The organism is Paenibacillus sp. FSL W8-0439, assembly GCF_038008995.1.
GTDB lineage: Bacteria > Bacillota > Bacilli > Paenibacillales > Paenibacillaceae > Paenibacillus > Paenibacillus polymyxa.
Genome location: NZ_JBBPAK010000001.1, coordinates 4,370,056 through 4,382,500, shown reverse-complemented (window position 1 = coordinate 4,382,500; position 12,445 = coordinate 4,370,056). Strand labels below are relative to the sequence as shown.

Sequence of the window (12,445 nt, the reverse complement as noted above, 5' to 3'; positions counted from 1 at the left end):
AGCAGATATCGACATTTTCTTTTTATGAAAGAAAAGTCTAGGTTAAGCTACAAAGAGCACACGGAGGATGCCTAGGCGCCAGGAGCCGACGAAGGACGTGGCGAACAACGATAAAGCCTCGGGGAGCTGTAAGCAAGCTTTGATCCGGGGATGTCCGAATGGGGAAACCCGGCTGTCTTCATCGACAGTCACTACTCACTGAATTCATAGGTGAGTGAGAGGCAGACCAGGGGAACTGAAACATCTAAGTACCCTGAGGAAGAGAAAACAATAGTGATTCCGTCAGTAGCGGCGAGCGAACGCGGATTAGCCCAAACCAAGGAGCTTGCTCCTTGGGGTTGTGGGACGTCTCACATGGAGTTACAAAGGAACCGGTTAGATGAAGAGGTCTGGAAAGGCCCGCCAGAGAAGGTAAAAGCCCTGTAGTTCAAAACTTGTTCCCTCCGAGACGGATCCCGAGTAGTGCGGGGCACGTGAAACCCCGTATGAATCCGGCAGGACCATCTGCCAAGGCTAAATACTCCCTGGCGACCGATAGTGAAGCAGTACCGTGAGGGAAAGGTGAAAAGCACCCCGGAAGGGGAGTGAAATAGATCCTGAAACCGTGTGCTTACAAGAAGTCAGAGCCCGATCTATGGGTGATGGCGTGCCTTTTGTAGAATGAACCGGCGAGTTACGTTCCCGTGCAAGGTTAAGGTGAAGAGCTGAAGCCGCAGCGAAAGCGAGTCTGAATAGGGCGACTTGAGTACGTGGACGTAGACCCGAAACCGGGTGATCTACCCCTGTCCAGGGTGAAGGTGCGGTAACACGCACTGGAGGCCCGAACCCACGCATGTTGAAAAATGCGGGGATGAGGTGGGGGTAGCGGAGAAATTCCAATCGAACCCGGAGATAGCTGGTTCTCCCCGAAATAGCTTTAGGGCTAGCCTCGGAAAGAAGAATCGTGGAGGTAGAGCACTGATTGGGTGCGGGGCCCGCAAGGGTTACCAAGCTCAGTCAAACTCCGAATGCCATAGATTTAGTTCCGGGAGTCAGACAGTGAGTGCTAAGATCCATTGTCGAAAGGGAAACAGCCCAGACCATCAGCTAAGGTCCCCAAGTGTGTGTTAAGTGGGAAAGGATGTGGAGTTGCACAGACAACCAGGATGTTGGCTTAGAAGCAGCCACCATTGAAAGAGTGCGTAATAGCTCACTGGTCGAGTGACTCTGCGCCGAAAATGTAACGGGGCTAAACACACCACCGAAGCTATGGCTTGATGCTTGCATCAGGGGTAGGGGAGCGTTGAATGCGGGTTGAAGGTGTACCGGAAGGAGCGCTGGACTGCATTCAAGTGAGAATGCCGGTATGAGTAACGAAAAGATCTGTGAGAATCAGATCCGCCGAAAGCCTAAGGGTTCCTGAGGAAGGTTCGTCCGCTCAGGGTAAGTCGGGACCTAAGGCGAGGCCGATAGGCGTAGTCGAAGGACAACAGGTCGAAATTCCTGTACCACCGTAATCCGCTATGAGCGATGGGGTGACGCAGTAGGGTAGTGACGCGGACTGATGGATGTCCGTCTAAGCAGTGAGGCTGGTGTGTAGGCAAATCCGCACATCGTAAGGCTGGGCTGTGATGGGGAGCGAAAATTATAGTAGCGAAGGTCATGATCTCAGACTGCCAAGAAAAGCCTCTAGCCAGGAGAAGGTGCCCGTACCGCAAACCGACACAGGTAGGCGAGAAGAGAATTCTAAGGCGCGCGGAAGAACTCTCGTTAAGGAACTCGGCAAAATGACCCCGTAACTTCGGGAGAAGGGGTGCCTCGGTAGGGTGAATAGCCCGAGGGGGCCGCAGTGAAAAGGCCCAAGCGACTGTTTAGCAAAAACACAGGTCTGTGCGAAGCCGCAAGGCGAAGTATACGGGCTGACGCCTGCCCGGTGCTGGAAGGTTAAGGGGAGTGGTAAGCCTTCGGGCGAAGCTATGAACCGAAGCCCCAGTAAACGGCGGCCGTAACTATAACGGTCCTAAGGTAGCGAAATTCCTTGTCAGGTAAATTCTGACCCGCACGAATGGCGTAACGACTTGGGCGCTGTCTCAACGAGAGATCCGGTGAAATTTTAATACCTGTGAAGATGCAGGTTACCCGCGACAAGACGGAAAGACCCCATGGAGCTTTACTGCAGCTTGATATTGAATTTGGGTACGATCTGTACAGGATAGGTGGGAGCCGTTGAACCTTGAGCGCCAGCTTGAGGGGAGGCATCCTTGGGATACCACCCTGATCGTATCTAGGTTCTAACTTGGTACCGTGATCCGGTACGAGGACAGTGTCAGGTGGGCAGTTTGACTGGGGCGGTCGCCTCCTAAAGAGTAACGGAGGCGCCCCAAGGTTCCCTCAGAATGGTTGGAAATCATTCGAAGAGTGCAAAGGCAGAAGGGAGCTTGACTGCGAGACCTACAAGTCGAGCAGGGACGAAAGTCGGGCTTAGTGATCCGGTGGTACCGCATGGAAGGGCCATCGCTCAACGGATAAAAGCTACCCTGGGGATAACAGGCTTATCTCCCCCAAGAGTCCACATCGACGGGGAGGTTTGGCACCTCGATGTCGGCTCATCGCATCCTGGGGCTGAAGTAGGTCCCAAGGGTTGGGCTGTTCGCCCATTAAAGCGGTACGCGAGCTGGGTTCAGAACGTCGTGAGACAGTTCGGTCCCTATCTGTCGTGGGCGTAGGAAATTTGAGAGGAGCTGTCCTTAGTACGAGAGGACCGGGATGGACGTACCGCTGGTGTACCAGTTGTTCCGCCAGGAGCACCGCTGGGTAGCTATGTACGGAAGGGATAAGCGCTGAAAGCATCTAAGCGTGAAGCCCCCCTCAAGATGAGATTTCCCAGTATGTAAGACCCCTTGAAGACGACGAGGTAGATAGGTTGGGGGTGGAAGTGCAGTAATGCATGGAGCTGACCAATACTAATCGGTCGAGGGCTTATCCTAAAGATAAGACGCAATGAGTTTCGGATCCAGTTTTCAGGGTGTAACCTTGAAGGTATGTAGAAGTACATACGACAAGCGTATGGCGATTCATTCACAAGATCTGTGATGAACCGAATAACCTTACGAAGGAATTTGCGAGGCAAATTCATGTTTGGTGGCGATAGCGGAGGGGTTCCACACGTACCCATCCCGAACACGACCGTTAAGCCCTCCAGCGCCGATGGTACTTGGACCGCAGGGTCCTGGGAGAGTAGGACGCCGCCAAGCGAGTTTTATAATTATTATTCCCTGATAGCTCAGTTGGTAGAGCACTCGACTGTTAATCGAGTTGTCACAGGTTCGAGTCCTGTTCGGGGAGCCATATGGAGAGGTGTCCGAGTTGGCCGAAGGAGCACGATTGGAAATCGTGTAGGCGCCAAAAGCGTCTCGAGGGTTCGAATCCCTCTCTCTCCGCCAGAATTATTTTATAGCATGGCCCGTTGGTCAAGGGGTTAAGACACCTCCCTTTCACGGAGGTAACAGGGGTTCGAATCCCCTACGGGTCATAGTAGTATGGAGGCTTAGCTCAGCTGGGAGAGCATCTGCCTTACAAGCAGAGGGTCGGGGGTTCGATCCCCTCAGCCTCCACCATTTATTTTCAATAGATTTCCCTACTATTATCGCGGGGTGGAGCAGTTCGGTAGCTCGTCGGGCTCATAACCCGAAGGTCGCAGGTTCAAATCCTGCCCCCGCAACCAATTAACTTTTTAATGAGAATTATTATGGAACTGTGGTGTAGAGGCCTAACATGCCTGCCTGTCACGCAGGAGATCGCGGGTTCGAATCCCGTCAGTTCCGCCATTTTCACAAAGTTACATTACCCTGTTGGGAGCCATTAGCTCAGTTGGTAGAGCACCTGACTTTTAATCAGGGTGTCGAAGGTTCGAGTCCTTCATGGCTCACCATTCATGTACTTATACGTCATGAATATAATTGTATTGCGGACGTGGCTCAGCGGTAGAGCATCGCCTTGCCAAGGCGAGGGTCGCGGGTTCGATTCCCGTCGTCCGCTCCATATTTGCGCCCTTAGCTCAGCTGGATAGAGCGTTTGACTACGAATCAAAAGGCCGGGAGTTCGAATCTCTCAGGGCGCGCCATTAACTTCATAAGCCGGTGTGGCGGAATTGGCAGACGCGCGCGACTCAAAATCGTGAGGGAAACCGTGGAGGTTCGAGTCCTCTCACCGGCATCTATTTCGGGATGTAGCTCAGCTTGGTAGAGCACCTGGTTTGGGACCAGGGGGTCGCATGTTCAAATCGTGTCATCCCGATTCAAAAGAAAGTCGCTGGAAGCAGCGGCTTTTTTGTTTATGTTATTATCTTTTGTATAATTCAGTAATCTTCAGGTCACACTAACACAAAAAGTGGGACGGAAGGGATTACTGTGAAGCGATTAAGTTGGAAAAAACAGATGAAACGGCGCTGGAAACAGTGGAGAAGAGCAGTGTGGGCATGTACTATTTTTAGTGCGGCTTGTTTACTGGCAGGTTTGGGCGTTCTGTTTTCGAATCATATGCAGGCTATGCTGTCGCAACCACTGGCTACTCCCGTTATGGCAGAGGTGGAAATGGAGGAGTTATCATATAGCCCGACCGAAGACCGCTCCCCACAGATGCAGCTATTGCAAAGTATTCGTGCTTCCGGTATAAGCAGGAAGACCCGTTTGTTAACTACCTACGTATGTGGCACGGAGACCACTTTCTTGGGAACGTTAAGTTCAAAGCAGCTGGAAAATTTGCTGAAGCAACATCCCGATTGGAAGGGAAGGCTTAATACTAAAGGAGAAGTGTGGCTGGAGCGCAGAGTGGAAGATTTGTCGGAGTCATGCAAAGAGCGCGCATATATGGGCTTAAGCACTGATGGGCAGCTTACACTGTTTGAAGGGCTACCTAAAAAGGAAAAAGTAATTCGTACCTTTTTTCAATTGGATATAGGGTCCATGGAGACGGCCTTGCCGGAAGGGGTATATAAACAACTTCAGCAGGGAATCCGTGTACAGGATATAAATGAGTATAACAGTGTAATCTCCACTTTTAGTGATTTTGCAGTGGAGCGAACACAGAGGGTATTAAAGCAGCATTATTGATTACACCAAGTACGGAGACGTTAGGCTTTGCCCACGAGGTGAGGTTTGTAGCGTCTCTTTTTATGTTTTCACTCATGGTTAAACTTTTTCCTCTATTAGATACAAAGTTTTGTTATAATAAAAAGAACGACACATATGTTCGCTTTATATGGGATTTGGTCATGTATATTGACGATAGTGCTGGCTGTTGGTTAGTTACGTCATGTTTGAGCGATAGGGGAGAGATTTTTTTGCGTTTTCTAGGAATTGATCCGGGTATTGCCATCGTGGGCTTCGGATTTGTAGACAAGGTTGGTAGTAAGGTGGTTCCTGTGCAGTATGGCTGCGTCCAGACGGAGGCACACACCCCCGAAGAAGACAGGCTGCTTCATGTATATGAAGGCATGTTGCAATTAATTGATAAGTATAAACCGGATGCGGTAGCATTGGAGAAGCTCTTTTTTAATCGCAACGTTACAACGGCTATGTCCGTAAGTCAGGCACGTGGAGTGCTGGTATTAGCTGCCAAACAACGTAATTTGCCTATAGGGGAATACACGCCGATGCAGGTAAAGCAGGCTATTGTAGGGTATGGCAAGGCGGAGAAGAAGCAGGTACAGGAGATGGTTAGAATGTTTCTAAAGCTCCAGGCTGTGCCCAAACCGGATGATGTAGCGGATGCTTTGGCAGTGGCTATTTGTCATGCGCATTCCTATGGACTAAATTCAAAATTAAATGAGGTATTACGAAAATGATAGATTTCTTGCGTGGTTCTGTAGCTCACTTGGAAAATGAATATGTCGTTTTGGATGTGCAGGGTGTAGGGTATCGGGTATTTTGTCCCAATCCTTACGCGTTCGCCAAAACGGAAGGACCGGTGGTTATTTACACTCATCATCATGTAAGGGAAGATGCTATTTTACTGTTTGGGTTTGCAACCCGTGAGGAGCAGCAATTATTCCGTAAACTGATCGATGTATCTGGTATTGGACCGCGTGTGGCACTTGGGATTTTGGGAGGCGGTACGCCTGCTCATGTGGTGACGGCGATTTACCAGGAGAATATCACATTTCTCACCAAATTACCGGGAATCGGTAAAAAGACGGCACAACGCATGATTCTAGATTTGAAAGACAAGCTGGACGGTATTGGGGCGTTGGGAATGGCTACCGGATTGTTTGCGGAGCCTGTTGTAGAAGAAGGCGAAGGTTCGTATTGGAGTGAGGCGCGTGAGGCGCTTAAGGCGCTCGGTTACACGGATGCTGAGTTAGATAAGGTATGGAGCAAAATGAAGAAAGATGCGAAACCTGATGATTCTGCCGACATTTTGATGAAACGGGCTTTGCAACTGTTGTTTGCCGGATAGGACGCTGATGTCCGTGGATAGGATTCTGGTAAAAAGAGGAGCGATGGAATATGGATGACCGGATTATTTCCGCCAATTTGATGATGGAAGACCAGACGGCGGAGTTAAGCCTTCGCCCCCGTTATCTAAATGAATATATCGGGCAAAATCAGGTTAAGGAAAATCTGAAAGTATATATTGAAGCAGCCAAGATGCGTAAAGAAGCATTGGACCATGTATTATTGTACGGACCGCCTGGATTGGGCAAAACCACGCTGGCTAACATTATCGCCAATGAGTTGGGGGTTAATTTACGTACGACTTCAGGCCCTGCAATTGAAAGACCAGGAGATTTGGCAGCATTGCTGACCAACCTGCAAGAGGGGGATGTTTTGTTCATTGATGAAATTCATCGCCTTCATCGTACAGTGGAAGAAGTGATGTATCCGGCGATGGAAGATTTTGCGTTAGACATTATGATTGGCAAAGGTCCGAGTGCACGTTCGGTGCGTTTGGATTTGCCTCCCTTTACTCTTATAGGTGCTACTACACGCGCTGGGTTGCTCTCTGCGCCATTACGTGACCGGTTTGGCGTTATTAGTCGGTTAGAGTTTTATACGACAGACGAGCTGGCTTACATCGTGTCTAGGAATGCGGATATTATGGAAATTGAGATTGTCGGGGATGCGGCGGAGGAAATTGCATTGCGTTCACGGGGAACACCGCGGATTGCCAACCGACTGTTAAAAAGGGTACGTGATTTTGCCCAAGTGGCTGGAGACGGTATTATTCATTCAGAGTTGGCTGCTGAGGCACTAAGGAGACTTCAAATAGATCCACTCGGGCTGGATGAAATTGATCATAAAATGCTTAAGGCTATGATTCATTCATTCCGGGGCGGACCTGTAGGATTGGACACCATTGCTGCGACCATTGGCGAAGAGAGCCAGACGATTGAGGATGTGTATGAGCCTTATTTGTTACAAATTGGTCTTTTACAAAGAACACCTCGGGGACGAACAGTGACTCCGACGGCATATGCTCACCTTGGAATTCCAATGCCAACAGACCCACGGTGACTAGAAAACCATGGTGCCTTTTAAAAATCATTGAATGCTATTCGTAAGTATGGCGATATGAAATGGATAGACAGATAAATTGAGGTAAGAAGTGTGTAAGTCCGATTCGAGCGGGTTCAAAATTTGGTTTATTCCGCCGATGTATTTAAAGGGAAATACGCAGGTCGAGATCCGATAAATCATGTAATAAAAGTGCTAGTCAGCTAGAATTGGGGGAGCTAGAAATGAGTGGAGAAACATTGAACCGAAAAAAAACTTTCGGAGCGTGGACAGGCGGCTTCAAACGAGCAGCAGTTATTATGGTATTAGCTACAGCTTGCATACCTTGGTCTTCGGGCGTTCACGCTGCTGCCGCCCAAGAAGAGATTCGTGTAGTGATCTTTGCGGATCTAGGTAGTAAATATAAAGCGACAGTCCCCGCTGTAACTTTGAAATCATCAGGAAGCCTGAGTGTCGGCCAGAACAGTGGGGGAAGCTTTCAGGCTTGGATGGGACTGCCGGACAGTACGGCTCGTTTTAGTGTAGACAGCTATCGAGTGAAGGTACTTGAAGGAAATGAAGCGACTGCGATAAAAGCGGCTCAAGCTCTGCAAAAGACTAATGATAAACCTACTGTTTTTATCGGTTCAAAAAACGGTAGCTCTGTCTATCAAGTGTATGCGGGATTATATGCTAGTGAACAGTCGGCACAGGCTGCTGTGCAGCGGATTTCCTCAGCAACCGGAGCACAGGCCGAAGTTAAGGGAAACAAACATTGGTCGACGGGAAGCTACGGAACCGAGCAGGAGGCTAATCTTGTTCGCACGACTATTGCTGCCGCAGGCTTTGATGCTTTTACAGTAATTCAATCAAGAGGCCAGTACGCTGTATGGGTTGGAGAAGAAAGTAATGACAGCAAGCTGTCGGCCTTGAAAACAGAACTGGAGAGCAAGCAGCCCAGACTCACCCTTTCCAAAGTGAATACTACTCAAACTGGTCTGATTCTAAGACAGGAAGCAGGAGTAACGACAGGCTCACAGGCGATGTCTCATTACATGCTAAGTGGCTCTAATAACAGCAAGGTAATTGTCAACGGCGGTAATAATGGAATCCAAGTGGTCGAAAGATCACAGCGTACATATCGCGGCGACATGGAGATTGGCATGACGTCAGGACAGCTGGCGCTTGTAAATGAAGTCCCTTTGGAGCAGTATTTGTATTCCGTAGTAGGAGCAGAGGTCTATTCTTCATGGCCAGATGAAGCGCTCAAGGCTCAAGCGGTAGCTGCTCGCAGTTATGCGCTTGCCCAAGGCAATCGGTTTCAGATCGGCAATGTGGTAGATGGCACCCTAAGCCAAGCTTACAACGGTAAGAGCTCAGAACATGCGAATGTCAACGAGGCTGTAGATGCAACAGCTGGTGAAGTTATTAAGAGTGGCGGCAAAGTAGTCGAAGCTGTATTCTCTTCTAATGCGGGCGGTGTGACAGCAGATGCTTCCGAGGTGTGGAATAGTGGTGGTGAAGCGTTTGCGAGCGTGGACAGCTCGGGAGATACTTCGGCACAAAAAGGAGCACAAGAGTGGTATCACGTACTTCTCTCCAGTGGCAAGACAGGCTATATTCGCGAGGATAATGCTAAGGAGCTAGAGGGAGTTACAGAAGCAGGGTTAGACAAAATCACCGTCACTGCGGAAAATACAAATGTGCGTCCTATTCCCCAAATCCAATCAACGGTTACACCCGTAGCAAAGGCGCAGCCGGGCGAAGAGATGATTGTTTTGGAAAAGGTGCCTCAATCCGGAGACTATGCATGGGTTAGAGGCCCCTTTACAGCAGCTCAAATTGCTAAGTCCTTGCAAGGAAAAATAACTGGCACGGTACCATCCTCTATTAATCACCTTGATGTCACCAAACGAGGTCCGTCAGGGCGAGTATTGGAGGTTGAAGCAGATGGCACTCCTTTAAAAGTGAAATATCCGGACATGTATCGCTCAGCGATGGGGGGACTGCCGAGCACATTGTTTGATATTGCGAGTACCGGCAGTTATACTGTATTAGGCGCTGATGGAGCTACTACTCATGTAAGCGGCACACAAGGCACCCAAATTCTGTCTGCATCTGGCACCAGCACTTCAAGTGGTAACGGGGTAGTCGTCATGAATGAAGATCGCCATGCACGAGTCATCGACAAAACGCAAAGCTTTATTTTTACAGGTAAAGGGAATGGTCATGGCTTGGGCTTATCACAATGGGGGGCCAACGGTTTGGCAGAGCAGGGGTATGATTACAAGAAAATTTTGCAACACTATTACAAAAATGTGGATATAGTTAAGGACTGACCAATATATGAACGTAAACGACTACGATTTTGAACTACCTGAAACATTAATTGCACAGACGCCTTTGCTTGAGCGGACCGCTTCTAGATTACTGACGTTAAACAAAAACAACGGCGAAGTGGGACATCATACATTTTCGGATATTGTGCAGTATCTTCAGCCAGGGGATACGCTGGTTCTGAATGATACCAGGGTAATTCCTGCACGTTTGTTTGGCATCAAGCAAGACACTGGGGCTAAGGCCGAGGTTCTGCTGCTTAAACAACTGGAGGGAGACCGATGGGAAGCATTGGTGAAACCCGGCAAAAAGCTGAAAAAGGGAGCTGTTATTGTTTTCGGTGATGAGCTGAAGGCAGTTATTGAGGAAGAAGGAGATATGGGCGGAAGGGTACTTTCATTTTCATATGATGGTATTTTTCAGGAGATTCTGGATCGCTTGGGGCAGATGCCGCTTCCTCCGTATATCAAGGAACAGCTGGATGATCGTGAGCGGTATCAAACCGTTTATGCTCGGCACGAAGGTTCTGCTGCGGCACCAACGGCAGGGTTACATTTTACAGAAGAATTACTGGACCAAATTAAAGAGAAGGGCGTTACGGTTGCCTTTATCACACTTCATGTCGGTTTAGGGACGTTCAGACCGATGTCGGTGGATACGATTGAAGAACATGTTATGCATGAAGAATACTATTCATTGTCACAGGAAACGGCAGATGTACTCAATGCAACCAAGGCACGCGGTGGGAGAGTCGTGGCAGTGGGAACAACCAGTTGCCGAACGCTGGAGACGGTGGGCAATAACTTCGTAGATGGTGTGCTACAGGCCAGCAGTGGCTGGACACAGATTTTTATTTATCCAGGCTATGAATTCCGTGTGGTGGATGCAATGATTACGAATTTCCATTTGCCTAAGTCCACCTTGGTTATGCTGGTCAGCGCACTAGCTGGCAGAGAGAATATTATGCATGCTTACCAGGAGGCGATTGACCAAAAATATCGGTTCTTTAGCTTCGGGGACGCTATGTTCATTTATTAATTAAGGATGGTAGAGAAAATATGGCACCAGCAATAAGATACGAACATATTAAGACCTGCAAGCAATCAGGAGCACGTCTGGGGCGTGTACACACCCCCCACGGAGTTATTGAGACTCCAACCTTTATGCCTGTGGGAACTCAAGCAACTGTTAAAACGATGAGCCCTGAGGAACTGAAAGCGATGGATGCTCAAATTATTTTGAGTAATACGTACCATCTGTTTCTTCGTCCTGGTCATGATATTGTCCGTGAAGCGGGCGGACTGCACAAGTTTATGAATTGGGATCGTCCTATTTTAACAGACAGCGGCGGATTCCAAGTGTTTTCCTTAAGTGAAATGCGTAAAATTTCAGAGGAAGGTGTTCATTTTCGCTCTCATTTAAATGGAGATAAGAAGTTTCTTTCTCCGGAAGTGGCGATGGAAGTCCAAAACTCACTTGGCTCGGATATTATGATGGCCTTCGATGAATGTCCACCGTTTCCGGCTGAGTATGAATACGTGAAAAAGTCACTGGAACGTACCAGCCGTTGGGCTGAGCGTTGTTTGGAGGCACATGCGCGTCCTCATGATCAAGGTCTGTTCGCCATTGTACAAGGAGGCATGCATGAAGATCTGCGTAAGCAAAGTGCGGCAGATTTGACTTCCATGGATTTCCCGGGGTATGCTATTGGTGGACTGAGTGTAGGTGAACCTAAGCATTTGATGTATGAAGTGCTCGATTATACGGTTCCTCTGCTTCCTACCAACAAACCACGTTATCTGATGGGCGTAGGTTCGCCGGATGCTTTGATTGAAGGCTCCATTCGTGGTGTGGATATGTTCGACTGTGTACTTCCAACCCGAATTGCTCGCAATGGGACAACGATGACAAGTCAAGGACGTCTTGTCGTTCGGAATGCGAATTATGCAAGCGATTTTGGCCCGCTTGATCCGGCTTGTGATTGCTACACTTGTCGCAATTATTCACGTGCTTACTTGCGACATTTAATTAAAGCAGATGAAACCTTCGGGCTCCGACTGACAACGTATCATAACTTGCATTTCTTAATACAATTGATGCGTAATGTCAGACAAGCGATTATGGATGACAGGCTGCTTGATTTCCGCGATGAATTTTTTGAGCAGTACGGTCTTCATGATAATGATAAAGGCTTTTAAGTTTTAGGGGAGAGTATACGAAAGGGGGATTTAATGTGTTTCATTTTGCTACAGCTGCGGCTGCACCTGGTGGAGCTGGCGGACTTTTTCAAATGATCTGGCCACTGGCTCTGATGTTTGTAATCTTCTATTTCTTGCTGATTCGTCCGAATCAGAAAAAACAAAAGCAGCGTCAATCGATGCTTCAAGCTTTGAAAAAGGGAGATAAAGTAATTACAATCGGAGGTCTTCACGGTACAATTGTGGAGATTACGGACGATGTGGTTGTTTTGCGTGTGAATGATGTGACAAAGCTGACCTTTGACCGCAGTGCAATTAGTAATGCGATTGCAAAAGACACTGCAACTGAGGAAGTTGTTTCTAAATCGTAATATGCGATTGTAATGCAAAAACCGAGCCTTAGAGGAGGCTCGGTTTTTTTGTGTTGCATACATGTCG

Annotated in this window: 8 protein-coding genes, 11 tRNA genes and 2 rRNA genes; all 21 read left to right on the top strand. The window is 48.5% G+C overall.

Translation table 11 applies throughout. The annotated features are described in order from the left end of the window. The first annotated feature begins 40 nt into the window (after positions 1-40). Positions 41-2,966 (top strand): 23S ribosomal RNA (locus tag MKX36_RS18785). Between the two features lie 150 nt (positions 2,967-3,116). Next, a 5S ribosomal RNA gene (gene rrf / locus MKX36_RS18780) occupies positions 3,117-3,233 on the top strand. An 18-nt stretch (positions 3,234-3,251) separates the two neighbouring features. Further along, a tRNA-Asn gene (locus MKX36_RS18775) sits at positions 3,252-3,327 on the top strand. Between the two features lie 3 nt (positions 3,328-3,330). Then, positions 3,331-3,422 (top strand) — tRNA-Ser (locus MKX36_RS18770). Positions 3,423-3,439: 17 nt separating this feature from the next. After that, positions 3,440-3,511: transfer RNA gene (locus MKX36_RS18765), tRNA-Glu, on the top strand. A gap of 9 nt (positions 3,512-3,520) precedes the next feature. Further along, a tRNA-Val gene (locus tag MKX36_RS18760) sits at positions 3,521-3,596 on the top strand. A gap of 30 nt (positions 3,597-3,626) precedes the next feature. After that, a tRNA-Met gene (locus tag MKX36_RS18755) sits at positions 3,627-3,703 on the top strand. A gap of 26 nt (positions 3,704-3,729) precedes the next feature. Next, positions 3,730-3,806, top strand: a tRNA-Asp gene (locus MKX36_RS18750). A 28-nt stretch (positions 3,807-3,834) separates the two neighbouring features. After that, positions 3,835-3,910: transfer RNA gene (locus MKX36_RS18745), tRNA-Lys, on the top strand. Positions 3,911-3,945: 35 nt separating this feature from the next. Next, positions 3,946-4,020 (top strand) — tRNA-Gly (locus tag MKX36_RS18740). Between the two features lie 5 nt (positions 4,021-4,025). Then, positions 4,026-4,102 (top strand) — tRNA-Arg (locus MKX36_RS18735). Positions 4,103-4,114: 12 nt separating this feature from the next. After that, positions 4,115-4,194 (top strand) — tRNA-Leu (locus MKX36_RS18730). Between the two features lie 7 nt (positions 4,195-4,201). Next, a tRNA-Pro gene (locus tag MKX36_RS18725) sits at positions 4,202-4,275 on the top strand. A 113-nt stretch (positions 4,276-4,388) separates the two neighbouring features. Continuing rightward, positions 4,389-5,090, top strand: a complete 702-nt coding sequence (locus tag MKX36_RS18720; protein WP_340865303.1) for a BofC C-terminal domain-containing protein — start codon at positions 4,389-4,391, stop codon at positions 5,088-5,090. Between the two features lie 230 nt (positions 5,091-5,320). Then, on the top strand, positions 5,321-5,824 hold the full coding sequence (ruvC, locus tag MKX36_RS18715) for a crossover junction endodeoxyribonuclease RuvC (protein WP_340865302.1): 504 nt from the start codon (positions 5,321-5,323) through the stop codon (positions 5,822-5,824). After that, the gene (gene ruvA / locus MKX36_RS18710) at positions 5,821-6,435 is read left to right on the top strand and encodes a Holliday junction branch migration protein RuvA (RefSeq protein WP_025365638.1); all 615 of its coding nucleotides are present in this window, start codon (positions 5,821-5,823) and stop codon (positions 6,433-6,435) included. The genes ruvC and ruvA overlap by 4 nt, the downstream gene beginning before the upstream one ends. A gap of 50 nt (positions 6,436-6,485) precedes the next feature. Further along, positions 6,486-7,493: a Holliday junction branch migration DNA helicase RuvB gene (gene ruvB / locus MKX36_RS18705; protein ID WP_044787290.1), complete on the top strand. Its 1,008-nt coding sequence runs from the start codon at positions 6,486-6,488 to the stop codon at positions 7,491-7,493. Between the two features lie 224 nt (positions 7,494-7,717). Continuing rightward, entirely contained in the window at positions 7,718-9,811 is a 2,094-nt protein-coding gene (locus MKX36_RS18700) for a SpoIID/LytB domain-containing protein (RefSeq protein ID WP_340865301.1), read from the top strand. 7 nt (positions 9,812-9,818) lie between these two features. Then, positions 9,819-10,847 (top strand): tRNA preQ1(34) S-adenosylmethionine ribosyltransferase-isomerase QueA, encoded by a 1,029-nt coding sequence (gene queA / locus MKX36_RS18695; protein WP_090889905.1) that lies wholly within the window; start codon positions 9,819-9,821, stop codon positions 10,845-10,847. 20 nt (positions 10,848-10,867) lie between these two features. Next, positions 10,868-12,007, top strand: coding sequence for a tRNA guanosine(34) transglycosylase Tgt (gene tgt / locus MKX36_RS18690; protein WP_019688330.1), 1,140 nt, complete (start codon positions 10,868-10,870; stop codon positions 12,005-12,007). A 35-nt stretch (positions 12,008-12,042) separates the two neighbouring features. After that, complete coding sequence (gene yajC, locus MKX36_RS18685; RefSeq protein WP_016819138.1) at positions 12,043-12,378, top strand: preprotein translocase subunit YajC; 336 nt, start codon at positions 12,043-12,045, stop codon at positions 12,376-12,378. Positions 12,379-12,445: the final 67 nt, after the last annotated feature.

Bases quoted from the DNA above. Each gene is read 5' to 3' on its own strand.
- MKX36_RS18700 (WP_340865301.1), top strand. From the start codon at position 7,718: ATGAGTGGAGAAACATTGAACCGAAAAAAAACTTTCGGAGCGTGGACA.
- ruvB (WP_044787290.1), top strand. From the start codon at position 6,486: ATGGATGACCGGATTATTTCCGCCAATTTGATGATGGAAGACCAGACG.
- ruvA (WP_025365638.1), top strand. From the start codon at position 5,821: ATGATAGATTTCTTGCGTGGTTCTGTAGCTCACTTGGAAAATGAATAT.
- queA (WP_090889905.1), top strand. From the start codon at position 9,819: ATGAACGTAAACGACTACGATTTTGAACTACCTGAAACATTAATTGCA.
- tgt (WP_019688330.1), top strand. From the start codon at position 10,868: ATGGCACCAGCAATAAGATACGAACATATTAAGACCTGCAAGCAATCA.